Origin of the sequence: Spirosoma oryzicola (genome assembly GCF_021233055.1) — a bacterium.
Lineage (GTDB): Bacteria > Bacteroidota > Bacteroidia > Cytophagales > Spirosomataceae > Spirosoma > Spirosoma oryzicola.
In genome coordinates this window covers 2900794-2927473 of record NZ_CP089538.1, presented here as the reverse complement: position 1 = coordinate 2927473, position 26680 = coordinate 2900794, and the positions used below count along the sequence as shown (strand labels likewise).

Here is a 26680-nt window from a genome sequence, read left to right as displayed (position 1 = left end):
ACGACGTGGTTACTATCTAATAAAATCGGGTGGAGGTTACGAAATTCAGCAGCTGCTGCGATTGAAACAGGTTGTTTCGAAGGTTAATCAAGTTCAACTGCGCTTGCTGGTAGGTACGGATTTTGTCCAGATAATCGAGCAGACCAATCGTTCGGGCGTTGTAGCTGCGGGTAGCTTCAACGGAGATATTTTGCAATCGGCTGATGTAATCCGTGGGCAGGGTACTGTATTGATTGTAGTAAGTGCTTAGTTTATCGTACGCATTAAGCACATCACTTTGTACAATCGTTTGCTGGTTGTCGGCACCCGCCTGTGAGCTTTTCACGTTAAATTCAGCCGCTTTGATCGCGCCCTGATTTCGGTTCCGAATTGGCAAGTCCATAGCGGTGTACAGACCCGTGAAGTTGTTGAAAGCGTTGCCGTATTTGTCGAAAACAAAACCAGCAAGCAGGTCTGGTGTCCGACGGGCTTTTTCCAGGCTTAAGCTCCGTTCCGCGTAGTTGATCTGTTCCAGAGCGATGGCTGCATCGGGGCGGTTGTGCAGGGCGGAGTCGATTGCCACACTGAGTTGCGGCAAAGGTGGTGTAGCGACCGGAACATCCGTAGGCAGGATGAAGCGATTTCCCGTTTGCCGGAGCAGTACCCGCAGTGTAGCCTGCTCATCGGCAATCTGGCTTTGATAATTGGCAATCGTGGCCCGCAGGTCGCGCAGAGCCGCTTCCAGGCGCGTTACCTCGTAAGGAGCAACTCCACCCGTACGCTGGGCAATTCGATACGACTCAATCAATTGCTGCTGACGCCCTTCTTCCCCTCGCAGCAGGGCGACGGCCTGGAGGTCGTAGAACAGGTTGGCGTAGGTGGTATTTAGCTGATAACGCAGCGTCCGTAGAATGTCGCGAAAGGCCAGCGCGGCCAGCGCCCGGTTACTTTCGGCCACCGCAACCAGCTTGCTGCGCTTCCCGGCCAGCATCAGCAATTGCTGCACCTGGATCGTCATCCCCCCCCGGTTGAACTGGCTGTTAGCCACGTCGGCCGCCGAGTTTTGTCCGTACTGGAAAAACTTACCCGTTTGCGGATTGAAAAAGTTGGATTGAAACTGAACATTTGGATTGTAACGCAACCCTGCCTGAATGACGTTGGCCTCAGCGACGCTGATCTGATAGCGTTGGGCAAGCAACTGAAAATTTCGGTCCAGAAACTGCTGTTCGAGTTGAGGTAACGTTTGTTGAACCGTATCCGGCTGAATGCCCACTGTTTGTGCAAACAGCGTTGGTATTGTCAACAACCAGCCAAGGACAAATGCAGGACTTGCTTTTCTGGCGATCGTTCGAAAATTCATAAGATAGAATCTGTAATTGGAACAAGGTGATTAGGGCCGCAAGTACCAGTCTTACGGTTAATTCATCATTAAATGGCTATTAACTACCTGTTAAAATTACTCAATCCTGAACCCGGGCTAAGTAAATACGCTGAGTAAAGCGGATCAGTATTGCGTTTGTTTAATGAAAATAAGAAGATACATTCAAATATAACTTTAAGTAATCTATGAGATACTATCTGCTAACAATAGTAACTTTTCGGTAGAGCGTAACGAAGCGCCATTTGCGTGGGTAAAATTTACGGTTCAGCGCATAAAATCGATCTCATAAAGCTCCTTGCCGTACATTTGCAAAAAGTTTACAGGAGGTCCGCTTCCGCATTACGTCTCACGGACGATTTGTGATTCGAAACAAAACCCGTCTGTAGCTAAAATGACGGCAAAACCGGGGCAGCTTCTGTAAAGCACAACTTGATTCTGTATTATGTCGCGTAACCTCAAAATTGGCCTGTTCCTCACCGTATCCATCCTGCTGACGACGTTTACGTTTTACTTCTGGCAGGTTTTCAAAAGCCCGAATCTTCAAGTCCAGGAAAACGACAAAACCTTTGCGCTGCTTATTCCCCGAGGGTCAACGTTCGAGTCGGTCATGGACACCCTTAAAACACACAAGGTTGTCAACGACGAAACGTCGTTTCGCTTTCTGGCAAAACTGATGAAGTATCCCGAACGGGTAAAAGAAGGGCGCTACGAGATCAAACCCAGGATGGGCAACCGCGAGGCTCTGGTCAAGCTGCGCAACGGCAGTCAGGACGCGATGCCCGTTACGTTTAACAACATCCGGATGAAAAGCGACCTGATCCAGCGGTTGGGCAGCAAATTCGAATTCGGCCCTGCTGCGCTTGGTACGCTGCTCAACGATCCGGCAACCTGCGAGAAGTTTGGCTTCGATACGACAACCATCGTCTGTCTGTTCCTGCCCAATACCTACGAATTCTTCTGGACCATCAAGCCGGAAGCGTTTCTGGAACGGATGGGTAAAGAATACAAGAAATTCTGGACTCCCGAACGTCAGGCAAAAGCGAAAGCACTGGGTCTGACCCAAACGCAGGCGCAGGTACTGGCTTCCATTGTGGCCGCCGAAACCAACAAGCGGGATGAGCAGCCACGGGTGGCGGGCGTTTACCTGAATCGACTCAAACGGGGTATCAAACTCGAAGCCGACCCAACGGTTATTTTTGCCCTGCGCGATTTTGGCATCCGGCGTCTGCTGAATCGGCAACTAGCGGTCGATTCACCGTACAATACGTATCGCTACACGGGTTTGCCACCGGGACCAATCAATCTCCCCGCTCCCGCTACCATCGATGCTGTGCTGAACGCCGAACAGCACGAATACCTTTATTTTGTGGTCAACGCTAGTTTCAACGGCTATCATACGTTCTCGAAAACCTTATCGGAACATTTGGCGAATGCGCGGTTGTATCAGCAGGCCCTGACCCGAATGAAAATTATGAAATAGCCCCACCTATGTTTACCCACGACGTTACGGGTATCCGCGTTCGGTATTACGACACTGACCAGATGGGTATCGTTTATTACGGCAACTACGCCCGATTTTACGAAATTGGCCGCGTAGAAGCGCTCCGTCATTTGGGCATGGAGTACAAAGCGCTCGAAGAAAGCGGTATCGGGATGCCGGTCTACGATATGAGTTGCCGCTTTATCCGACCGGCTAAATACGACGATTTGCTGACCATCCGGGTTACGATTCCTCAGTTGCCGAATACGCGCATCGTGTTTCGCTACGAAATCTTCAACCAGGACGGACAATTGCTCAATACGGGCGAAACGACGCTTATTTTTCTCCGATCGGCTACGGGCCGACCAGGTCCGGCTCCCGCCGATTTGCTCGACGCTGCGAAACCTTTTTTTGACTAGCCGGTTAAAAAATAGTCAATAAGCCGGTGAATGGCACCGTTTATGCGGTTTTACCGGCTTACAACTTACTGACCTGTGTATGCTTGAAAAACTATGGAGCTTGAAAGCATTTCGGGTGACACGCGCCTGGCTTCGCGAGCACAAACCGTTTAACTCAAAAATCAGCTGGTACACCTTTCTGCGAAAAATGGGTGCCAAAATCGCGGAAAACGACACTAGTGAGCGGGCCGCATCGGTATCCTACAGCCTGATTCTATCCGTCTTTCCTACCGTTATCTTTTTCTTTACGCTTATCCCGTACATCCCCGTACCCAATCTGGAGGAACAGATCATGGGCTTCCTCAAAGAAGTATTGCCGGGTGACACCTTTAGTTCGGTTGAGACAACAATTCGCGACATTATCAGCCGCCCACGGGGTGGCGTGCTGTCGTTTGGCTTTCTGCTGGCGCTGTACTCCGCAACGAGTGGTGTGGTGGCCCTGATGAACGCCTTTAACTCGACCAACGAGACGCAGGATCGGCGTGGCTTTTTTGAAGTGCGGGGCGTGGCGGTTGGCTTAACCATCATTCTGGCCTTTGCGCTCGTTTTGGCCATTGTTGTGCTGATCGTGGGGGGTGTTGTCAGCGATTACTTGCTACACTTCGGTATTCTGAACAATGCCGTTTTCGTCAATCTACTGGCGCTGGGCCGCTATCTGCTGGTTTTTGCCGTGTTTGTAGCGGCTGTTTCGGTTATTTACCACTTTGGCCCCGACGTGCGCATGAAATGGGCTTTTGTTGCGCCGGGAGCCATCACGGCCTCCGTGTTGATTGTGTTGACAACGCTGGGCTTTTCGTTTTACGTCTCCAACTTTGGTTCCTACAACAAAGTGTACGGTTCGATCGGTACCCTCATCGCGTTGATGATCTGGATCAATCTGGTTTCTCTGCTGCTTATTATTGGCTTTGAAATGAATGTTGCGCTCTACAACCTGGAAGGCGACCGGGACCCTGACGTTGCCCAGAAAACAACAAACGTCACCCCGAATACCTAGGATGACGTTTGCAAACGCTAACCCATAAAAGGAAAACGGCCACACATCAGGCGATGTCATCTTGTAAACCGTTCCTGACTCTTATGGAAAAACCGTGCCAACGCTACGCGCTAATCAACATCCCTTTAACCTTATCTCCGTTTGCTCAAAAAGTAGACTTTTGGTGACAAATGGTTCGTACTATTGTCTTTTAGTCAACCCCAGAAATCGGCACGGCTTTTTCTGCTTATACGCCAATACCTTCTTAACCAGACCGAATGATTTCCGTTACTGGCCAATCTAACCCCTTACCGATGAGTCCTTACCTCAACCGGATAAAGCCCTGGGTTAGTGTAATTTGCACCAGTTTTAACCAGGAAGCCTACGTTGAACAGGCACTTCAATCGGTAGTCGATCAGCACTACCCAAACGTTGAACTGATTGTTATTGATAACGGCAGCTCCGACCAATCAGCGAAACGAATCGAACGGTTTGTGCAGAAACATCCGGTGGTACGCTTTATCAAAAATCCTACCAATCGCGGGCTGAATCAGGCGTTTAATCAAGGACTGGCCTTGGCCAGTGGTCGCTACGTGATCGATCTGGCCGCTGACGATGTGCTCCTGCCCAACCGAATTGCCCGACAGGCCGACCTGTTCGAACAACTGGCGGGCCCTTACGCGGTTGTCTTTTCCAACGCGGCTTACATCGACGAGCACGGCAACCAGACAGCCTTTCATTACGCCGTTGATGCCGAGGGTCGTGCCCGTTTTAAAGTCCCTTCGGGCGATGTGTTTAAAAACGTGCTGGAGTCGCATTTCATCTGTACGCCAACCATGATGATGCGCCGGGATGTGTTGAACGAGCTGGGCGGCTACGACGAAACGTTGTCGTTTGAAGATTTTGATTTTTGGGTTCGCTCCTCGCGGCTTTACCACTACGCCTACCTCGACGAAGTCCTGACCCAGAAAAGACGGCTTCCCAACTCGATGCAGGCCCAGGTAATCATGCCCGGAAATCAATTACTCAGTTCCTCGCTGACCGTCTGTTATAAAGCGTTTGAACGTTGCAACCACCCGGCCGAATACAAAGCACTGGCGGGCCGGGTTCGGCAATTTATCCGTAAAGCCTTCTATGCCGAACAGTTTGACCTAGCGCTGGAATTTGGTCAATTGCTCCAACGAATGGATTCGCCGGGTGCGCTTACATCGCTGATTCTTAGCCTTAGCCGTCTTCATTTACCCGTCAATAAACTGTACCGACGTTACCTCAAATGGAACCATCCGCACCAGCCAGCCTATCAACCGGCTAAACTGGTTTAGGTAGTTTGTAGTTTATGGTTAGTCGTTCGTCCTTGGCGGACATCTATTAACCAAAAACGTTTTTTATGTCGGCTGAATTCATCAAGTTATATCCACAGAATCCCGATCCGCGCCGGATTGATCACATCGTAAAAGCGTTGCGCGACGGTGCCGTCGTCATCTACCCAACCGATACCATTTACGGGATGGGCTGTGACATTCATAATGCCCGCGCCGTAGAACGGGTAGCCCGTATCAAAGGAATTAAACCTACCAAGAACGACTTTTCATTCATTTGCTACGATTTGAGTCACATTGCCGATTACGCCAGGGTGAGCAATCAGGCGTTCAAGCTGATGAAAAAAGTCTTGCCGGGTCCGTTTACGTTTATCCTGGAAGCCAGCGGCAGCGTTCCTAAACTACTCAACACCAATAAAAAAACGGTGGGTATCCGCGTGCCGGATCATAACATCCCGCGCGACATCGTTCATGAGCTGGGTAACCCAATTATCACTACGTCGATCCGGGATGAAGACGAAGTAATCGAGTATTCGACCGATCCGGAGCTGATCTTCGAGAAATTCCAGCACCAGGTCGATATCGTCATTGACGGTGGTTACGGTGGTAATGTAGCTTCCACCATTGTTGACGCAACCGACGATAATTTTTCGATAATTCGTCAGGGCCTGGGCGAACTTATGCTTTGAAAAGTTACCATAAGCCTCTATACTTGCACTATCCGGGTATACGCTGACTTGCAGCTCAACCTTCTCATGCATTTTTTTAAACTTAGTTGATTACCATGCGTTTTCCCCTGGCCGCGCTTACTCTGCTGGCTCTCAGTCAACTTACTGGCTGCTCTTCCGAATCGAAACAGGAAAGTTCGTCCAAAACAGGTAAAATCACCACAGAGGCATCGGCTGAATCCAACGTTGCGAAAACGGATTCGGCTGAAAAGCCCGAAGCCGAAAAAAATTCACTTGCCTCTTCCCGCTCGGTAAGTACCGGCGACTCGACCCTCGATTCGCTAACGTACGCCCCTACGGAAGCCATCCTGCCCAAAAAACGGATCTTTGCTTACTACGGCAATCCGCACTCTAAAAAGATGGGTATTTTGGGAAAGTACCCCAAAGAGGAAATGCTGCAACGGCTCGACCGGGAAATCAAGAACTGGGAAAAAGCCGACCCGGCGACACCGATTCAGCCCGCGTTGCATCTGGTAGCGATCTCGGCGCAGGGGGCTCCCGGCAAAGACGGCGGCTACCGGATGCGGATGTCCGACAAAACGATCAAGAAAGTGCTTAAGTGGGGCAACGAGCACAAGGCTATCGTGTTTCTCGATATTCAACGGGGTCACGCTCCACTTGGTCCCGAAATGAAATTCCTGGAGAAATACCTTAAATTGCCTTTTGTGCATCTGGGTATCGATCCTGAATTTTCGATGGTCACCGGCGCCAAGCCCGGCACTAAAATCGGCAGTTACGATGCGGCTGACGTCAACCAGGCGGTTCAATTTCTGAGTAACGTTGTCAAAGAAAATAACATACCGCCTAAAGTACTGGTGGTTCACCGCTTTACGCAGGGGATGATCAAGAACTACAAAAACATCAAACTCAACCCTAATGTCCAGATTGTTATGGACATGGACGGTTGGGGCCCGCCGGTGCTTAAGAAAGATTCGTATCACGACTACATCCAGAAAGAGCCAGTGCAGTATACAGGCTTTAAATTGTTTTACGACAACGATTTCAGAAAGCCCGGTTCGCGCATTATGACTCCCGAAGAAGTACTGGCGCTGACTCCCAAGCCTATGTACATCCAGTACCAGTAGGTCCTAGAGAAATACCCCAAAATAATACCGAGAAGCGGAGGCCGAACACGTCTCCGCTTTTCGTTTTACGCCGTAATTGCCTGAACGGGGCTAGAACTCGCCTTCAGCCGGTTTTTCTTTCTTTTTCGCCTGCCGTAGTCGGTAGCTAAGGGTCAGGTTGACCTGACGAAGCCGGTACTGCGAACTACTTTCGGTATAAAAGTTTTCGCCTTCGGTAATGGACCGAAATCGACGGGAGTTGAATACGTCAACGACGTTCAAGGTCAGCGTCCCGTTGTTATTAAACAAATCTTTACTGATGGCCAGATCGAGCGTCGCCAAGGCTTTACGTCTTCCCTGCGGTGTTTTCTGGGGCGCTTCGTAATTACCCCGCAGTTGGACATCCGTGGATTTTGGGAGCGTAAAGCGTGAAATCATCCGGGTAAACCAGCTGTAGGTATCGCTTTGGTAATTCACGTCGAGGTTACTCCCGTTGGTCATAGCCCGGAAAAAGTTGAAACTACCGTCCAGTTTCCACCAGGTAAAAGGCGAGTAGGAACCGGCAAACTCCGCTCCATATGAATTTTCACTCGCCAAGTTTTCGGGTCGGGTTGTCGAATACCCCTGCTCGTTGACCCGACGAATGGACAGAATTTTGTCGTTCGTATGCCGGTAATACACAGACGAACTAATCGACCCTTTGCTGAAATATTTGATGTGACCAATTTCGAAGGCGTTGGTGAATTCAGGGTTGAGGTTCGGATTTCCGCTGAAAAAGTTTCGGTTGTCGCTGAACGTCATGAACGGACTCAGATCGTTATACTGCGGTCGGCGAATCCGGCGGCTGTAGCTCAGTTGCAACGCGTGCTGACGAGGCAGATCGTAGGTAACGTGCATGCTTGGAAACAGATTAGCGTAATGGCGCGGATTGACGTCGTTTGTCCGGCGAAGTGTTGTCGTCACATCCGTTAGTTCACCACGCAGTCCCGCCTGGTAGGAGAGCTTGCGCGACTTATTGCCGATGATTCCGTACAGCGCGTGAATGCGTTCCTCATACAGAAAATCGTTGGTTAGTCCGGGTAACGGCTGCCACACGCCATTGTCACCCCGTTGCGTCACCGAGTAATCGTTCGTCATATCGCGCGAACTGCTCCGTAGTCCGGCTTCGACTTTCCCATTCTTGCTAAACGGTCGAACGTAATCAATTTGAACGAGTAATTGCTTTTCGGTCTCGTCGTTAAGCGACCGTTGCAGCACAGCGGGCGTGGTAGCCATAAATCCGTCAGGCCCAACGGTCTGCTGGTTAAATAACTGATCGGAACTTTCCCAGTTATCCAGATAGCGCACATCGGCGGTAAGTTCGTGGCCTTCGCGGGCAAAGGTTCGTTTGTACGTCAACGCATATTCCGAATTGGGCTCCGTTTCGGTTTCGTCCTGCGTGCGGCTGGTTATACTGCGGAGATTTTGGGTCGAAAACTGGTAATCCCGGTAAAGTATATCCGCGTAGCGTTTTCCTTTGCTCAGCCGCCAGGTGTAGGAAGCCGTCAGCACGTTCTTGGGATTGAAAAAATAATCCAGACCCGCGCGGGCATTGTTGTTCAATCCCTTCAACCGGTTTGTCGAATTTTGCTGAGTAATAAACGTGGTATCATCACGGTACACCTCCTGATACAGCGAACTCCGACCGGGCGTGTTCCGGTACGACGCCGTATAGTTAACGAAGAAGTTAAGGTTTTTACGGCGGTAGTTTACGTTGGCGGCTAGTCCGAAGTTGGCCGGATAACCCGTAATAACATCAAATGAGCCATTAATGCCTTCTCTGTGCTCTTTTTTCAAGACAATGTTGATAATGCCCCCCATTCCTTCGGCCTCATAGCGCGCCGACGGATTGGTGATCACTTCTACCCGCTCAATACTGCTGCCCTGCAACTGTTGCAACCCACTCCCTCCTTTCAAACTCACCAATCCTGATGGCTTTCCGTCAATCAGAATCCGGACGCTATTACTACCTCGCAAACTCACATTCCCTTCCGCATCGACAGCCACGGACGGCACATTGCTCAAAATATCCGCAGCCGTTCCTCCCGCATTGGCCAGGTCTTTTCCTACGTTAAATATTTTTTTGTCCAGCGCCAGTTCCATCTGACTGCGCTCGCCCTTCACGACGACCTCGTCCAGCCGTTTGGTGCTTGCTTTCAGTATTAGTTTACCAAGATCGATCGGCTTATTCACGACCTGGATTGCCGGGATACGTCTTTCGGTGTATGACACAACGGAAATTTTTACCCAGTACGTCCCTGGCTTGGCCCGAAGTTCAAACGTACCCGCTTCATCGGAGATCGCTCCGGTTATCAGCGTAGAGTCTGCTTTCTGATGTAACGTAACGGTCCCGAACGGAATGGGCTTCGTTTGTTCGTCAAGGAGTATTCCTTTTATGACAACTGATTGATCGCTTTTTGATTGGGCGAACGTCAAAAGAGGCAGTAAGAATAAAATCAGTAAACTTGTTTTCATACAGGGCTTAGCTAGTGCTTGCTTAATCGTTCACAGATGCCATGAACGTAGCGTATGGCTACTAACCAATAGCCCATTTTGTCAAAATATACTGCTTACTCCGGCAGATTTAGCTAAAAAACATACCAACTAGTAAGTTATGCGGCTCTGGTTCTAATAAAACGCAAAAGGCCCGGTCAATGACCGGGCCTTGATTACCTGTATACAGGCAGTACTAGCGATTTTCAACCAGTGCTTTAAACTCATCAACCGTTACCTCCTGGGTAGCAATTGTCAACTGAGTCTTGGCGTAGTCGATTACTTTATCATCGTACACCCGGTTGAACGTGCTGGTGTAATTCTGGCCGTTGTTTTTCTCGTCCAGCAGGTAGTTCCGGGCAATGCGGTCGATGGTTTGGTTCATCTCCTCATTTTCAGCACCGGCAAAACCGAACTGCTCGCGTACCATTTGACGCGTTACTTCCAGCACTTCCTCGAACTCAACTTTGATGTCGGCTTTATCGGCGATTTTATTCTTGATGAGTTGCAGTTTTACGGACTTCGTAAAGTCATCGTACTGCTCATCAATTTGTTCTGGGGTGAACTTTCCTTCGTTTACTTCCAGCAACCAGTTTTTCAGGAACTCGTCGGGCAGCAAAATCGGCGTATTTTCGAGCAACATCTTTTCGATGTCCAGTCGCAGCAGTTGAGCGGCTTCACGTCCGTAGTTGCCCCGGATGATTTCGGCTACTTTCACGCGGAACTGCTCTTCGTTCTCGACGGCACCAGCACCCAGCACTTTGTCAAAGAACTCCTGATCCAACGCGGCTGGCTCATGACGGGTAATATCGTCTACCTCGAACGTAAACTCACCGGTCAGGTTAGCAATGTCTTCTTTTGGTGCACCGGTTGCCGTAGCCCGTGCTTTTTCGTCCGGGAACGCAGCTTCCAGATTGAACGTAACCACGTCACCTTTCTTCTTACCGATAAACTGTCCTTTGGCTTCTTCGGCCATCTGATTCATCGGGAAAGCCGTTTTGGCCGTAAACGCTTCACCTTCAGCGGGTGCGTTCACCTGCTTCAGTTCACCGTAGATCGTATCACCATCGCCTACTTCTTCGCCATGAGCGTGCGCATGGAAACGTTGTTGCAGTTCAGCAATGGTTGAATTGACTTCGGCATCACCAGCCTGAATTTCGTACTGCGTTACGCCTGGCAGATCATTAAAATCGATATCGAATTCCGATGCCAGACCCAGCGTGTAGCTAAACGCGAAATCGGTTTGGTTATCCCAATCGATGGCATCGGCCTCTTCACGATTTGGCACAGGATCACCAACGACCTGCAACTTGTTTTCGCGAATATACTGGCTAACCGTTTTGCTTAGCATCGAGTTGATTTCGTCCACCAGGATGCTTTTACCGTACATTTTCTGCACGAGCGAAGCAGGAACATGGCCAGGCCGGAAACCTTTCAGTTGAACCTTCCGACCGTAGTCTTTCAGTTTTTTATCAACTTCTGGTTTGTAGTCGGCTGGGGTCAGGACGATTTTCAGCGAAGCATTGGTATCACTGGCTTTTTCTAAAGTAATATCCACGTTTGTGTCGGTTTTAAAATAAAAGAGCGAAAGACTGAAAGAAGGGAGAGTGAGTCATTCACAGACAAACGCTCTTTCACTCTTTCAGTCTTTCGCTTTTAAACGATGTACGGGTGGAGGGACTCGAACCCCCATGCCTTGCGGCACCAGATCCTAAGTCTGGCACGTCTACCAATTTCGCCACACCCGCGGCCTGGAGGTTGAGAAGTCGTCAAGCCAGATTTGTCTGTCTAGCGCTCATCAACTCGTGTTTTGGAGGTGCAAAGGTACAAAAGAATTTATACATGTCAAGAAAAATTTTCAAAGGTTTTATTTTTAGTGGATGCAGCGTCTTTTTTACCATATTATTTTGTTATCTTGGTAGAGCGAGTACAACCACCTGCAAAGACGCCAACCATGATGAATGCCACCGCCGAACCTGCGATCGATCTAGAGCTGGAGCGCCAGGAAATCCTGAAACGCTACCGACGACTACTGCGGGCGGCAAAGCCAATGCTGAAAGGCGATGACGCCAAACTGATCAAAAAAGCGTTCAACACCTCCGCCGAAGCGCACAAAAATATGCGCAGGCGGTCGGGAGAACCGTACATCTACCACCCGTTGGCCGTTGCCCAGATTGCGGTTGAAGAAATTGGGTTGGGCACAACGAGTATCGTGGCAGCTCTGCTGCACGATGTCGTGGAAGATACAGATACGACGATTGCCGACATTGAGCGGGCATTCGGCTCCAAAGTAGCCAAAATCATCGATGGGCTAACCAAAATTTCGGGCATCTTCGAGTACGGCACGTCGCAGCAGGCCGAAAACTTCCGTAAGATGCTGCTGACACTTTCGGACGATGTTCGGGTAATCCTGGTCAAGCTGGCCGACCGACTCCATAACATGCGAACGCTGGACTCCATGCCCCGCGACAAGCAGTTAAAGATCGCTTCGGAAACGATTTACATTTATGCGCCCCTGGCGCACCGACTGGGTTTGTATGCAATTAAGTCGGAGCTTGAAGACATGTACCTGAAGTACGTTGAGCCGGAAGCGTACAAGGATATCGCCAAAAAACTGCGCGAAACCCGCGTAGCCCGCGACCGGTTCATCGGTCGGTTTATCGAGCCGATTGAGAAAGACCTGGGCGAAACAAAGATCAAATACATGATCAAAGGTCGTCCCAAATCAATTTATTCGATCTGGAACAAGCTCAGCAAATCGAAAAAGCCGTTCGAAGAGATTTACGATTTGTTCGCCGTCCGGATTATACTGAGCGTGCCCCCCGAAGAAGAAAAAGCGGCCTGTTGGCGGGCGTACTCCATCGTTACGGATCATTTCAAACCCAATCCCGACCGGTTGAAGGACTGGATTAGTACGCCCCGTGCCAACGGGTATGAATCGCTCCATACGACGGTGATGAGCCGCTCCGGTCAGTGGGTAGAAGTACAGATCCGCACCGAGCGGATGAATGAAATTGCCGAGAAAGGCTACGCGGCCCACTGGAAATACAAAGGCAACGATACCCAGACGGGTGCGGGCATTGAAGCCTGGATCAGTCAGGTGCGCGATATGATCGAGTCGGCTGGTACGGGCGACAAAAAAGCCGCTATCGAGTTTGTCGACGATTTTCGAAGCAACCTGTACAGCGAGGAAGTTTTTGTGTTTACGCCCAAAGGCGATTTGAAAGTCTTGCAGCGGGGGGCTACGGCCTTGGATTTTGCCTTCGATATTCACACCCAGATCGGGGCTCGCTGTATGGCCGCCAAGGTCAATAACACACTCGTACCGCTGAGCCATGTGTTGCAAAACGGCGATCAGGTTGAAGTCATTACCTCGAATCGTCAGAAACCGAGCGAAGACTGGCTGCGGTTCGTGGTTACGTCCAAGGCTAAGACCAAGATCAAGGACTTAATCAAGGAAGAAAACAAACGGTTCGTGACCGATGGCCGTGATCTGGTGCAGAAAAAACTGCGGGTGCTGCGGATGGAGATGACCAACGAAACCATCAATCAGCTCCGGGCTTATTTCGGCTCCAAAACAAGCGACGATTTCTTTTACCGCGTTGGCAAAGGACACATCGACGTTCAGGAACTAAAGAAATTCAAATCCGACAAGGAAGCGAAAGAGAACCGCCTGAACAAACTCAATACCGATGCCCTACAGGACGCCAAGTCGTTTACCAAAGAATTAAAACGAATTCACGGGGAACGGGCCGACGCCGACATGCTGCTCATTGGTGAGGACATGGATCGCATCGACTACACGCTCTCGAAGTGCTGCAACCCCATTTCGGGCGACGACGTATTCGGGTTTGTAACCATCAACGACGGCATCAAAATTCACCGGGTCACCTGTCCAAACGCCGTCGAATTGATGTCGAACCACGGTAACCGGATCATCAAAGCCAAATGGACCTCCCAGAAAGAGCTGGCGTTCCTGGCGGGTCTGCGCATCACGGGAATGGACCGTGTCGGTTTAGTGAACGACGTAACGCGGGTTATCAGCAATGAACTACACATCAACATGCGTTCGGTAACGATTGACTCGAAAGATGGTATCTTTGAGGGTAACATCCGGCTTTACGTTCATGACACGGGGCATCTCGAAACGCTCATGCGCAAACTGGAACGGGTTCAGGGCGTCTTCGAGGTCGTGCGGTTCGACTCCTGATTTTTTTCGTAGTGTGTACTTCGTGGTTTCCCGTTTGTTCGATTACGAACAAACTATAGTCCATAAACCATGAACTATAGGCTATAACTTTTATTTTTGCACTTTCAATCATCGGAACGGATATGGCTGCGCCGAAATTATCAAACTTAGAATCTGCCCGGACGATTTTCACGGCTTACTTAGAAAACAAGGGGCTGCGGAAAACACCCGAACGATTCGCTATTCTAGAAGAGATCTACAACCGGGAAGACCACTTTGACGTGGACGAGTTGTACATCTCGATGAAAAACAAGAATTATCGCGTAAGCCGAGCTACGGTTTATAATACGCTCGATGTACTGGTCGACTGCGATCTGGTTACCAAACACCAGTTTGGCCGTAACCTGGCCCAGTACGAGAAATCGTATGGTTACCGTCAGCACGACCACCTCATCTGTACGGATTGCCACAAGGTGATGGAGTTCTGTGACCCACGGGTTCAGAATATCCAGAACATGGTTGGCGACATGCTGAAATTCAACGTCATGCACCATTCGCTGATTTTCTACGGTGCCTGCGCCCGCGATTTCTGCGAAAACCGGCAGCATACGGCGAAAGATGCGCAGGGTATTCAGATACCGGTCGAGGAGTAAATCCAGGCCCCCTGCTTTTACTTACGTTCGTCCATGAACGTATTCTTCAGCGTTTGGTTGGTCAGTGGGTACGAGCCGACGGAAGAAAAACTCAGAGAAATTAGTCTAATCACAGCCGTTTCAGCGGCCAATCAGAATGGTAGATGTTTTATTAGGCCTCCAGTGGGGCGACGAAGGAAAAGGTAAAATTGTGGATGTGCTAGCACCACAGTATCAGGTTGTGGCCCGCTTTCAAGGCGGTCCCAATGCCGGTCACACGCTCGAATTCAACGGGTTCAAGCATGTTTTGCACCAGATTCCGTCTGGAATCTTCCGGGACGATATTCTGAATATCATCGGCAATGGTGTGGTGCTCGACCCGATTGTTTTCAAGAAAGAAATCGACGGGCTGGCTAAGTACAATCTGGCACTCACAAAAAACCTACAGATTTCGAAGAAAGCGTCGATCATTATCCCGACCCACCGGCTGCTGGACGCGGCCTACGAGCAGGCTAAAGGTGAGTCTAAAATTGGTTCGACGCTCCGGGGTATCGGTCCTACCTATCAGGATAAAGTAGCTCGTCAGGGACTTCGCGTTGGTGATATTCTGTCGCCAAATTTTGCGGACAAGTACGGAAAGCTGGTTGCTATTCATAAGGTCATTCTGGAACAGAACAACTTTGATTATGCGTCGGTGTTACCGCAGGCGGAAACCGAATTCTTCGCAGCGGTCGAATTCATGAAGCAGTTTCAACTGACCGACAGCGAATACGAAGTCAATCAGGCCTTGCACGATGGCCGTAACGTGTTGGCCGAAGGTGCTCAAGGTTCGCTGCTCGATATTGATTTTGGCTCTTATCCGTTCGTGACCTCATCCAACACCATGACGGCTGGTGCCTGCACAGGTCTGGGCGTGGCACCCCGCCAGATCGGTGAAGTCTTTGGTATCTTTAAAGCATACTGCACACGGGTCGGCAGCGGCCCCTTCCCAACGGAGCTTTCCAACGAAACCGGTGAGCTAATCCGCCAGGAAGGGCGCGAATTCGGCGCGACGACCGGTCGTCCGCGTCGGTGCGGCTGGCTTGACCTGCCTGCTCTCAAATACGCGATCATGATCAATGGCGTTACGCAGCTGGTTATGATGAAAGTAGACGTGCTGAATATCTTCGACGAAATTCAGGTTTGCACGCATTACCAGCTTCCCGACGGCACTACGACGGAACAGCTTCCGTACGATCTCTGCGACACGGACGTGACTCCGATCTACAAATCGTTCAAGGGCTGGAAAACGGATCTGGCGAACATCCACGCGTTCGATGACATGCCCGCTGAACTGGCGGATTACGTCAATTACCTGGAAGAAACACTTGGTTTACCGATCAGCTTCATTTCGACCAGTCCCGACCGGGAGGCTATCATCTACCGTCAGGCGGTAGGTATTGCCTAAGCCCACTAATCGGCTCTGGTCTTCTAAAAGCCAGTCCTGCAACTACGCCAGGGCTGGCTTTTTTTGCGTATTTTTGAGAACTCAATCTGGCCCGTTTTTACCAATGGCATCACAAAACCCATCCGATAACCTTTTTGACCGCCGGGGTTTTCTCCAGAAAAGCGCCCTGGCAACGCTCACTACCCTGCTCGGTACCGACATCGTTTTTGCCGACAAATTGCCTCAGCATTATTTGCCAATGGCGTTTGAGGTTGATCCAATGGCGACGAAAAATAAAGGTCTGGTTGTGTTGAGCGACAAACCCTGGAACGTCGAAACGCCCGCGCACCTGCTGGATGATGCCATTACACCTGCCGATAAGCTGTTTATTCGCAATAATGGCCTGATGCCCGAAAAAGTAGACCCCGCCAGCTGGACGTTGACGATCAACGGCGAGTCGGTGAAGCAGGCAAAAACCTACAAACTCGACGACTTAAAGAAACGCTTTAAGCACTACACGTACCAGCTGGTGCTCGAATGTGCTGGCAACGGACGGTCTGGTTATTTCCCTAAAACATCGGGCAACCAGTGGACGGATGGGGGCGTTGGCTGTGCCGAATGGACCGGGGTTCGGCTGAAAGATATTTTGGCCGATGTGGGCTTGAAAGACGATGCGGTCTACATTGGTTATTACGGCAAGGATGTACACATCAGTCTGGACCCGAAAAAAGAAGCCATATCGCGCGGAGTGCCGATGCGCAAAGCCCTCGAAGACGAAACGCTGGTTGCCTGGGCCATGAACGGGCAGGATATTCCGCTTGTCAACGGCGCTCCGCTGCGGCTGGTCGTCGGCGGCTGGCCCGCTTCGACCTCGGGCAAATGGCTGCACACGATTGCGGTACGCAACAAAGTCCACGATGGAACAAAAATGACGGGTAAAAGCTATAAGGTGCCGATCAACCCCGTCGAACCCGGCGTCGATCCACCCGAAAGTCAGTTCAAAATTATTGAGTCCATGCCGGTGAAATCGCTCGTTACGTTTCCCCAAACGGGTGCTATGCTTACCAAAGGTCAGACGCTCAACTTACGCGGCCACGCCTGGGCAGGAGATCGCTCGGTTCGCGAGGTAGCAGTGTCGCATGATTTTGGGGCCACCTGGCAGAAAGCCGATCTAAAACCACCGAAGAATCGCCTGGCTTGGCAGCACTGGACCGCAACGATTAAATTTTCCCAACCGGGCTATTACGAACTATGGGCGCGGGCAACCGACGATGCGGGTGTATCACAACCCATGGTTATGCCCCAGTGGAATCCGGAGGGGTATTGCAACAACGCCTGCCACCGCATTGCCGTGAAAGTCGGTGCATAACGAAACAACATGAAACAAATGAAAAAATGGCCAGCATTGGCTTTTGCGTTGGCTGCGCTGATCACCGTAGCCGCGCAAACCAGATCGGGACTCATTGCCAAGAATGGTGCGCCAGAAACAGTCTATAGTACCTATGCACCAGCGGACTCGGTGAAAACCGATCCTGAAACCGGCCTTGCCGTTGACGAGCATCTTACGCTGGTGAAAGGTCAGTGTACAGCCTGCCATTCGAGTAAGCTCATTCTGCAAAGTCATTTTTCACGCGATAAATGGATCGAGCGAATCCGATGGATGCAGCGTACGCAGAAGTTATGGGATCTGGGCGAATCGGAACCGGCTATTCTGGCTTATCTGGTGAAACATTACGGACCAATTGACCAACCCTTCGATGGCCGACGCGAACCACTCAAAGCGACAAAGTGGCATAAATTAGAAACCGGACGTTAACAAGCCGCATGTCAGCAAAGAATTTATATCAGACGCTTTACCAAAACGACCAGCTATTCCGGTTGGCGGGAGAATCGTGGAGTTACAGCACGCAACCGCTTGTCGAAACAGCGAGTGCGCCCGACGTGACTCATTTAGTTAGTGAACCGCCTGACGAGATAATCCCGGTGGTCACCGCCGATTTACTGGACGAACTGGATGCATTGGCCGCGTCACCACTTACGCACTCGGACGAAAAACGGCTGGTTGAACCTATTGTCGATATACCCGTCGTACAAGCGCCAGCCCCGGAACCCATTGCGTTAACCGCGACACCCGAACCGCTACCACAGCCGGTCCCACGCCCGACAACGCCATCGGTTGTTCCGCCGACACAGCAGCCCCGGCTACCCCAGCTTAACCACAAAGTGTTGCTGCTCGCCGATGAAGAACTAGACCCCAGTAACCTGCTTTTCCTCGAAAAAATCCTGAAAGCGGTTAATCTCAACATCGACGGTGTCGATCTGCTCAATCTGCACGGTGCGGGTGACCTTGACTTTGCCGAACTGGTTCAGGACAAAAAGATTCACCATTTTATTACGTTTGGCGTACCCTTCAGCCGTATCCACCTGGATATTGCGATGGACCGGTATCAGCCCATCCGTTTTTTCGGCATTACCTTTTTAATGGCCGATTCACTGCCGACCATCGAAGCCGACCAAAATTTAAAGAAACGGCTCTGGGGAGCGCTCCAACGCGTCTTTTTGCAACGGTAATTCGCTAACCGCCAATATAGTCAGGGACAAAACACACCCTGACTATTTTTTTGCTTTCCCGGTCATTCATCGCTGTGCCCTTCAAGCAGAATTGTGTTATTAGGGCACTTTTTGCGTATTTACAACCGTTTTCGTACCAGCAACCTGTCTCGATAACCCGCCATCGGGTTTGACTAATGACGTTTATTGAACGCCTTCGCTCTTTATTTGTGCGCACACCGGTCTCAGCCGTTTCCACTCCGGTTACCGTGGCACCCGCTATTTCGGATGTCTTTGTACCAGCTGACAATCAACAGGCTTACCATGCTGCACCGACCGTATATGCTCTGGAAGATTCACTGCCGTCCTGGCTTGCAGACGAAGAAGCCCTGCGCGACGAAGGTGTGTTATTTGGCTTAGCAGACGCCCAGACCGACGAGAAAGTAACTGAAATACGGGCGCATATTGACCAGCAGGCTGCGCCAATCGAAAAAATGGTGGAGCAGTACACCCAAAAAGTGGAGGCACTGAATCAGGTAATCCATGAACGGGAAAGCCGGATTGCTAGCCTAAAAAGCCAGATCGAAGCCTTACAGGAACAGCTGCCGATTATCCATGATCTGCTCCGAACCAGTGTGAGCCTGTTGCTGGCAATCGGGATGAGCATCGGCAATTTTTATCTGGTGGATGAAACTCTGCGGCCTGCCTTTCCGAATCGCTGGATTGCCGTCGGTGTATTTCTGGCGGGTATGTTCAATTTATTCGGACGCACATCGTTTTTCTACGAGGAAGGCACTCGACTGAGTGGTCGGCGGCTTATCGAAGAGGTCGCCTTACCGATGGCAGCAGCTTTGTTTGTACTCGCTCAGGCTGTGCAAATGCAGTCGATCTGGCAGGCGGGTTCGTTGTTTGTCTTTATCTTTTTTCTGTTTCTGCTAACGGGAAAGTTACTCCTCAGTACGTTAACGCGGCTTCAGAACGGATTTCAGGCGATTCGACAGAACCGTCAGTTGCTTATTGACAAACAGCAGAACCTACCCGTTTGGGTAACCGACCGTGAGCGACTGGTTCGGGAAGTAGAAGCCATCCGCAACCAGCAGTGGCCGCTTGTTACGACCTTGAAACAGCTGGAAACGGATTTAGCCCGTTTGAACGCCAAACGCGATCAGCTTGTTAGCTTGTTTTTAAGTGAATACCAGATTGCTCGCAGCATCCGGGATCGGCTCCCGGAGCAGCGGCTCCCGGAGCAACAGCGAGAAGCACTATTTAACTGAGTGGAGGGTTCATAGCAGTACTACCAATCGTCCGCTGTAAACGATTTAGCATGGAACCAACAGAAAATCCCGATTTTCAGCACGGCTACAACAGCGGTATTGAAGGTGTCAACCGGGAAACATACGAAGGCTATTTATCAAGTCAGGTAAACAAGGACTGGCTTCAGGAACGCATTCAGGAGAAGCGCACCGAAATTACGGAAACCGACCAGCAGTTGACCCAAGCGACGGAAGCCCACCGCACGGCTTACGCAGAACTGCAAACTCACGCCCTCCAGGTAGAGCGCCTGGACAAGCAGGTCAAACACCACGAAGCCGACCGGCAGGCATTGGAAGCCGACCGCGACAACCTTCGCGAGCGTCGCACCAAAGCCGCTCCCGATTATTCCTTGCTGGCGGGGCTATTGTTTCTGGTTGCCGGCATTTCGTTTCTGGCCGGTGATTTAATTATCTCCCACGAGATTGTAGCCTATGCCCTGAACATTCGCAACACGAATGAAGCCTGGGCGTTTGCCGTTGGCTTAGCGATGGTATCGATCTTGCTGAAACCGGCTTATGATCGGCTTATCGAGCAGCCTTACCAGGAAAATCCGGAGCAGAACCGGACCAAATACGAACGGTTTAAAATTGCGCTGGCTGTTTTTTCGGTACTGACGCTGGCCGTACTGGGCTGGTTCCGGTACGAAGCGTACCGCACCGATCAGTTGAAAGCGGCTATCAACAAATCGGTCCGCCAGCTTCAACTGAATACCGACCCGACGGCGGCTACACAAACACTCAGCCCATCGACGATCAACAAAATTGAAAAACAGTTGAGCGAGTCCAGCGAGTTAAATCTCGCGCTGGTCAACAGTCCCTGGGCCTTGTTGTCATTCGTACTGAGCGGTATCCTGTTCGCGCTGGCCGGAGCGGTCTGTCTGGGGATAGCGCTTCCCGTCCTGTCGGCCTTCTGGTTTCGATGGTTGCAGGCGGATATCAAGCTTTGGAAATTACGTCGTCGTATCAAACGAATCGACGGAGTATTGGCTCCCCTTGAAGCACAACTGGCCGAACAACGCATTCAGCAGAATGTGCTACAGCATAATCTCGACCTGCTTCCCAATCTCAACGAGTTGAAAGAAAGACGGCAGTCGGCCACCGAAGACCTCAACGAGTTATACGCCGAACTGAAACTGGCACAGACCGACAGCCGGATCAGTAACTTCAACGATGGGTACGGTCAGGGAGAAGCCACGCGTACTGTGTTGAGTGACGACGAACAGCGGCAGTTGCGCAAGGAAATGCTGACGCTTCAAAACGGCAATCGCGCCCGGTCCGGCGAAACTCGCCCACCGGGCAACACGTCGGCTACGCCCATCAACGGCACGAACGGGAAACCGCAGGGCCTACGACCCTACCAGAGTGTGCGCAAGTTTTTGTCCGATGATATGTAGTAGGTAGGAATTTCTTATCCGACTTATCTAAAAAAACGCGGAATGCGCGGTTGCTTCATAGACAGCCGCGCATTCCGCGTTTAGGGTTTATGCAGGAGGCTACGTGGCGCTGGTACTGCCGGTTGGAATCGCAAAAATCATAACCAACCTTATTGCACTGGGTTTATAGTATAAACGTAACCTGATTATTATGCCCGAAAAGCCGCAACTTCCCCCTCAGATTTATAGTGTAGTTCCTGCCATACTCCCCCCCGATCAACTCTTTGGCCCGCTGTTTCATGACGTACAGATGCAGCCCGTATTTGATGATTCCATCACCTTTGCCGACTGCTATCCCAGACGGGCACCGGAAGAAATCTTGAGCCGGTATGAGATTGAGAAGCACCAGAGCGAGTTTCGACTGACCGATTTTGTCCACACGTATTTTCACCTGCCCAAAAACATAGAAACCGGTCACGTTAGCGATCAGAGCTTACCGACGGCGGTGCACCTCAACCATATCTGGCCGATCTTTAAGCGGCAGTCAGAACCATTGTGTTCGATGCTGCCGGTCCCCAAACCTTATATCGTTCCCGGCGGGCGTTTCCGGGGTCTTTACTACTGGGACAGTTATTTTACCATGCTCGGCCTGCGCGTATCGGGTGAGAACGAACTGATCCGGGACATGGTTGATAACTTCGCTCATCTGATCGATGCCTACGGCCATATCCCCAACGCCAACCGCAGCTATTACTTATCCCGGTCGCAGCCGCCCTTTTTTGCCCGAATGGTACGCTTACTGGCCGATATTGACGGTGCAGACGTTCTGGTTCGCTACCTGCCCCACATGCAGAAAGAATACAATTACTGGATGGATGGATATTTTCGGCTTAGTGATCACGAAGCAGCGTTCCGGCGCGTGGTGCTGCTGCCCGATGGCAGTGTCCTGAATCGCTACTGGGATGATCTGGCGGCTCCTCGTCCCGAATCGTACCGGGAGGACGTTGAACTCGCGCACGAAGCGGCTCCCTATGGTATATCGCCCAGTGCGTTGTACCGGCACATTCGGGCCGCCTGCGAATCGGGTTGGGATTTTAGCTGCCGATGGTTTGGTGATTCACAACGGCTGGCTACCATTCACACTACGGACATCATTCCCGTGGATCTTAACGCGTTGATGTACGATCTGGAACTGACCTTGTCGGATGCTTACCGGCAAAGTTCATTTCAGGAACCCGCGGAACACTACAAACAAAAAGCAGCGACGCGTCGACAAGCGATAATGACTTATCTGTGGGATGAGCAGCGACAATTTTTCGTGGATTACAACATCGTTTTGCACAAGCCTACCCCCATCTGGTCGCTGGCGGCTATGTTTCCCCTGTACGTTGGACTGGCAACCAACGAGCAGGCAGCTTCTGTTCATGCCCACATCGAAAAAAGCTTTTTGAAAGAAGGCGGTGTCGTATCCGCAGTAGAGGAAAGCGGCCAGCAGTGGGATGCTCCGAATGGATGGGCTCCTTTGCAATGGATTACGCACCAGGGGTTGTTGGCGTTTGGCTTTACGCAGACCGCCGATGAGTTAAAAAAACGTTGGCTGGCTCTTAACGATAAAGTATTCCGGGATACCGGTAAAATGATGGAGAAATACAACGTCATAGACACCAGCTTGACGGCGGGTGGGGGCGAATACCCGAATCAGGACGGCTTTGGCTGGACAAATGGCGTTTATCTGGCGTTGCAAGCCAATAACAGACCCGACTGAGAAAGGAGAAAATCCTGGTTTTATGTTTCAGAAAATAGTCAATCAGGCCATTTCTTTCTTCGGAATGGCCTGATTGACGTTCGGTTCACTCGGCGAATCCCTCTGCATTCGTTGGGATTACACCCAGGCATTTTTATTTTTGCCAGCTATGTCCGGTATCCCCTTTTACATTGTCGATGTTTTTGCCAACCAGAAATACGAAGGAAACCAGTTGGCGGTCTTCCTGGACCTGGACAACCAGCTTTCGGAGCAGCAAATGCAACGGATGGCCAGAGAGATCAACTTTGCGGAAACCACCTTCATCAAAGAAAATAAAGACAATCAGCGGTTTGTCGTCCGAATATTCACGCCGGAACACGAAGTGCCGTTTGCGGGGCATCCTTCCCTAGGAACGAGCTATATCATAGCCCGGTTTTTGACCCCGTCCGCTCCTGCTTCGCTGGTCCTGGAACTAGCCCATAGCGACATCGCCATATCTATTCTGGACCCCGCCAATCTGGAAGACAGCATTTTTTACATGCAGCAGGCCCAACCTGAATTCGGAAATATCTTTACGCACGAAGTCATTTCAGAAGGGTTGGGCATAGCCCTCTCCCATCTGGACACTTCGTTGCCGGTTCAGGAAATTAGTACCGGCTTACCTTACATTCTGATCCCGCTACAAAGTCTAGCCGCCATCGACAGCCTTTCCCTGGATTATCAATCGTTCAAAGCCTTTCTACTCGCAAACGGCAAATACCGAACAAATAGCCCGACCGGCCACTCAACGTCTTTGTTTTTCTTTACCAGCGAAACCTCCAACGCCGATTCAGACTACAACACCCGTATGTTTTTGATTGAAAATGACAAACTCTCCGAAGACGCAGCGACGGGTAGCGCGAATGGGTGTCTGCTGGCGTATCTACTCACCTACCGAACAACGACCATCAACGCAATTGTAGAGCAGGGTTTTCAAATGGGGCGTCATTCTTATCTGTACCTCGACGGCCAACTGACAAACGATTGGTTTACCATCAAGGTGGGCGGACGAACTAAATTAATTGCCGAAGGAATCTGGCACGGCTAACAAGGTACTTTGTCGAACGGTATACGTTACAATACCACACCAGCCAGTAAGCCGCAGATAACAATGACAACGGGAGGGATTCGGGTGAAGAATAATATTCCCATGGTGATCAGCACAACAGCTACCGACGGCCAATAAGGAGCCATCGGCTCGAAAAGCGCAATAGCCGCAGCCGCCGTTAAGCCGCTACTAGCCGCGTTGACCCCATCCAGGGAAGCCCTTACTACTCGGTAGCGTTTGAGTTGTTCCCAGAAGCGGTACACAAAATAAATCAGGAAGGTACCCGGCAGAAAAATACCCGCCGTCGATACAAAGCTCCCCCAGAACTGACCCGACCAGCCGGAATGCCGCATGGATAAGGCCCCAATGTAGGAAGCAAAGCAAAACGTGGGACCCGGCAAAGCCTGCACCAGTCCCAAACCCGACAGAAACTCTTCGCGGGTGAGGTAATGTTTGAAAGCCACAAACTCATTGTAGAGCATCGGCGTCAGGACCTGCCCTCCCCCAAACACCAGGCTACCGTTGCGGTAGAAGTTCTCGAACAAACGTACGGGCAACGACTGCGTAATAGCTCCCAAACCCGCTGCGCCAATGAACACGCCTGCCCACAAAAAAAAGTTAGCCCACTGAATTTTCAGGGGCTTCTTCTCCATTCGTTCGTGCTTCTGGTAGGTGAGTGCGGTTATCAGGCCCCCCGCCACGATAACGATAGGCGTCATTACCGGCGACCGAAATACGTAAGCCACCAGCGCGGCTGTTATTGCCAACGCCAGACTGACCTGATCTTTAATTACCTTCTGCCCGATGCGGTACCCGGCGACAATCAGAAAACCAACGGCCATCGGCTGGATAAACCGGGCAAACCGCAGGGACAGATTATGCTGTTCGAGATAATACATGCCCATGCCAACGGCAGTCATGATGCTCACGGCGGGCAATACCCAAATCAACAGCGTGATGTAAGCTAAGTTAGGACCGCCTATCTTGAAACCGACGGCGGTTATGGTCTGCGTAGAGGTTGGACCGGGCAGAATCTGGCACAGCGCGTTAAGCTCCATCAACTCCGACTCGGTCAGGTATCGTCGTTTCTTCACAAACCGCTCGTACAACATAGCCAAATGCACCTGCGGCCCACCGAAGGTAGTTAGGGCAAGAATCAGCACATCTTTCATGAAAATAAGATAGCGGATTCGCCGTACGGGCTTGACGGGTGTCAGATAGGGCGGCATAGTAAACACAAAAGCAAACGACATAGGAAATTTAACTCGTTTCGGGCTGAAAAATCGTGTTATTCAGCCCGAAACGAGTTAAATTCTGGTATAAACGACTGACGACTGATTTGATCGGCAGGTTGGCAAGGCAGTAGGTAAGAAAAGCCGCGTTATCACGCTTTTTTGAGTCCCAGTTCCATCAACCGCTCGTTCAGGAAATCACCGGCTGTCATGTCCACGTATAGCTTTGGATGCTCGGCATCAATGCAACTTTCGAGACTCGTCAGATCCATATCACTGCGGGGATGCATGAAGAAAGGAATCGAGTAGCGCGACTGATTCATTTTTTCGCGGGGTGGGTTTACCACCTGATGAATCGTTGACTTCAGCTTGTGGTTCGTCAGCCGATCGAGCATATCGCCGACGTTAACCACAACCTGATCCGGTAGCGCCGTAATACCAATCCATTTACCGTCCCGACGAAGAACTTCCAGGCCGTCCGCCGACGCACCCATCAACAACGTGATGAGGTTGATATCGCCGTGGGCAGCAGCCCGTACGGCACCTTCGGGCGTTTTGTCCGGGTCGAGCGGGAAGTAGTGAAGCGCCCGCAGAATACTATCCCCATTTTTGACTTTGTCGTCGAAGTAGGTTTCGGGTAGCTCCAGGTATAAAGCAATGGCCCGTAACAACTGTTTGCCCGCGTTTTCAAGCGTTTGATACGTTTTTACGGTAACCTCTCCAAATTCCGGGTATTCGTCGGGAAACACATTAGCAGGCATATCTCCTACTGGCGCAGGCTGGCCGATGTGGTAAAACTCCTTTAGATCAGCAACTTTAAATCCCTTTGCCGTCTCCTTTCCTTTTCCGATATAGCCCCGCTGACCGTGCAGCTCAGGGTGCTCGTATTTTTTCTTGATGTCGTCCGGAGCCGAGAAAAACGCCTTGGCCGTATCGTAAAGCCGCTGCGTCAGTTCATCGGTTAAGCCATGATTACGGATGGCAACAAAGCCAATCTGATTGAACGCCCGACCTAAATCCGCAACAAAGCGCGCCTTACGTTCCGGATCTCCCGACGTGAAATCGGCCAAATCCAGGGACGGGATTTCATCGTATAACTCTTGTGATGACATACACTAAACTGTTTTTACAAAAGTACAAAAGATTACTCAATCTGTCCACGAGGCTTTAGAAGCCTCACGACATCAGGAAACCAAGAATAAGTCAAGTGCTGTAGAATA

The 26680-nt window shown here is 50.9% G+C and carries 21 protein-coding genes and 1 tRNA gene; 16 read left to right on the top strand and 6 right to left on the bottom strand.

Annotation, left to right across the window (positions count from 1 at the left end; translation table 11 throughout):
• Positions 1-16 precede the first annotated feature (16 nt).
• Positions 17-1339, bottom strand: coding sequence for a TolC family protein (locus LQ777_RS12375; RefSeq protein WP_232558237.1), 1323 nt, complete (start codon positions 1337-1339; stop codon positions 17-19).
• Between the two features lie 463 nt (positions 1340-1802).
• Between LQ777_RS12375 and mltG the strand changes: the two genes are divergently transcribed.
• The 6 genes from mltG (at position 1803) to LQ777_RS12345 (ending at position 7403) form a co-directional block, all read left to right on the top strand.
• Complete coding sequence (gene mltG / locus LQ777_RS12370) at positions 1803-2840, top strand: endolytic transglycosylase MltG (RefSeq protein WP_232558236.1); 1038 nt, start codon at positions 1803-1805, stop codon at positions 2838-2840.
• 8 nt (positions 2841-2848) lie between these two features.
• Positions 2849-3259: an acyl-CoA thioesterase gene (locus LQ777_RS12365; protein ID WP_232558235.1), complete on the top strand. Its 411-nt coding sequence runs from the start codon at positions 2849-2851 to the stop codon at positions 3257-3259.
• 79 nt (positions 3260-3338) lie between these two features.
• Positions 3339-4292 (top strand): YihY/virulence factor BrkB family protein, encoded by a 954-nt coding sequence (locus LQ777_RS12360; protein WP_232558234.1) that lies wholly within the window; start codon positions 3339-3341, stop codon positions 4290-4292.
• Between the two features lie 257 nt (positions 4293-4549).
• Entirely contained in the window at positions 4550-5593 is a 1044-nt protein-coding gene (locus LQ777_RS12355; protein WP_232558233.1) for a glycosyltransferase, read from the top strand.
• 65 nt (positions 5594-5658) lie between these two features.
• Positions 5659-6279: an L-threonylcarbamoyladenylate synthase gene (locus LQ777_RS12350; protein WP_232558232.1), complete on the top strand. Its 621-nt coding sequence runs from the start codon at positions 5659-5661 to the stop codon at positions 6277-6279.
• 95 nt (positions 6280-6374) lie between these two features.
• Positions 6375-7403 carry a hypothetical protein gene (locus tag LQ777_RS12345; RefSeq protein ID WP_232558231.1) on the top strand — a complete coding sequence of 343 codons (1029 nt, stop codon included), beginning with the start codon at positions 6375-6377 and terminating at the stop codon, positions 7401-7403.
• 90 nt (positions 7404-7493) lie between these two features.
• Here the strand turns inward: LQ777_RS12345 and LQ777_RS12340 are convergent, their stop codons facing one another.
• The 3 genes from LQ777_RS12340 to LQ777_RS12330 all read right to left on the bottom strand — a co-directional run bounded on the left by LQ777_RS12340 (position 7494) and on the right by LQ777_RS12330 (position 11662).
• Positions 7494-9896 (bottom strand): TonB-dependent receptor, encoded by a 2403-nt coding sequence (locus LQ777_RS12340; protein WP_232558230.1) that lies wholly within the window; start codon positions 9894-9896, stop codon positions 7494-7496.
• 214 nt (positions 9897-10110) lie between these two features.
• On the bottom strand, positions 10111-11472 hold the full coding sequence (gene tig, locus LQ777_RS12335) for a trigger factor (RefSeq protein WP_232558229.1): 1362 nt from the start codon (positions 11470-11472) through the stop codon (positions 10111-10113).
• Positions 11473-11580: 108 nt separating this feature from the next.
• Positions 11581-11662 (bottom strand) — tRNA-Leu (locus LQ777_RS12330).
• Between the two features lie 209 nt (positions 11663-11871).
• Here LQ777_RS12330 and LQ777_RS12325 point away from each other — a divergent pair.
• From LQ777_RS12325 to LQ777_RS12280, 10 genes are all read left to right on the top strand, one after another.
• Positions 11872-14124, top strand: coding sequence for a RelA/SpoT family protein (locus LQ777_RS12325; RefSeq protein WP_232562842.1), 2253 nt, complete (start codon positions 11872-11874; stop codon positions 14122-14124).
• A 122-nt stretch (positions 14125-14246) separates the two neighbouring features.
• Entirely contained in the window at positions 14247-14756 is a 510-nt protein-coding gene (locus LQ777_RS12320) for a Fur family transcriptional regulator (RefSeq protein WP_232558228.1), read from the top strand.
• 136 nt (positions 14757-14892) lie between these two features.
• Complete coding sequence (locus LQ777_RS12315; protein ID WP_232558227.1) at positions 14893-16182, top strand: adenylosuccinate synthase; 1290 nt, start codon at positions 14893-14895, stop codon at positions 16180-16182.
• Positions 16183-16285: 103 nt separating this feature from the next.
• Positions 16286-17530 (top strand): sulfite oxidase, encoded by a 1245-nt coding sequence (locus LQ777_RS12310; RefSeq protein WP_232558226.1) that lies wholly within the window; start codon positions 16286-16288, stop codon positions 17528-17530.
• Positions 17531-17548: 18 nt separating this feature from the next.
• Complete coding sequence (locus LQ777_RS12305) at positions 17549-17977, top strand: hypothetical protein (protein WP_232558225.1); 429 nt, start codon at positions 17549-17551, stop codon at positions 17975-17977.
• Between the two features lie 8 nt (positions 17978-17985).
• Positions 17986-18732, top strand: a complete 747-nt coding sequence (locus tag LQ777_RS12300; protein ID WP_232558224.1) for a hypothetical protein — start codon at positions 17986-17988, stop codon at positions 18730-18732.
• A gap of 176 nt (positions 18733-18908) precedes the next feature.
• Positions 18909-19985: a hypothetical protein gene (locus LQ777_RS12295; RefSeq protein ID WP_232558223.1), complete on the top strand. Its 1077-nt coding sequence runs from the start codon at positions 18909-18911 to the stop codon at positions 19983-19985.
• A 50-nt stretch (positions 19986-20035) separates the two neighbouring features.
• Positions 20036-21418: a hypothetical protein gene (locus LQ777_RS12290; protein WP_232558222.1), complete on the top strand. Its 1383-nt coding sequence runs from the start codon at positions 20036-20038 to the stop codon at positions 21416-21418.
• Positions 21419-21608: 190 nt separating this feature from the next.
• Positions 21609-23162 carry an alpha,alpha-trehalase TreF gene (gene treF, locus LQ777_RS12285; RefSeq protein WP_232558221.1) on the top strand — a complete coding sequence of 518 codons (1554 nt, stop codon included), beginning with the start codon at positions 21609-21611 and terminating at the stop codon, positions 23160-23162.
• A 148-nt stretch (positions 23163-23310) separates the two neighbouring features.
• Complete coding sequence (locus LQ777_RS12280) at positions 23311-24228, top strand: PhzF family phenazine biosynthesis protein (protein ID WP_232558220.1); 918 nt, start codon at positions 23311-23313, stop codon at positions 24226-24228.
• A 26-nt stretch (positions 24229-24254) separates the two neighbouring features.
• On the opposite strand, the gene chrA is transcribed toward LQ777_RS12280, so the two are convergent.
• Together chrA and LQ777_RS12270 are read right to left on the bottom strand one after the other, a co-directional pair.
• Complete coding sequence (gene chrA / locus LQ777_RS12275; RefSeq protein ID WP_232562841.1) at positions 24255-25457, bottom strand: chromate efflux transporter; 1203 nt, start codon at positions 25455-25457, stop codon at positions 24255-24257.
• A 155-nt stretch (positions 25458-25612) separates the two neighbouring features.
• Positions 25613-26572 (bottom strand): isopenicillin N synthase family dioxygenase, encoded by a 960-nt coding sequence (locus LQ777_RS12270; RefSeq protein WP_232558219.1) that lies wholly within the window; start codon positions 26570-26572, stop codon positions 25613-25615.
• Between the last annotated feature and the right edge of the window lie 108 nt (positions 26573-26680).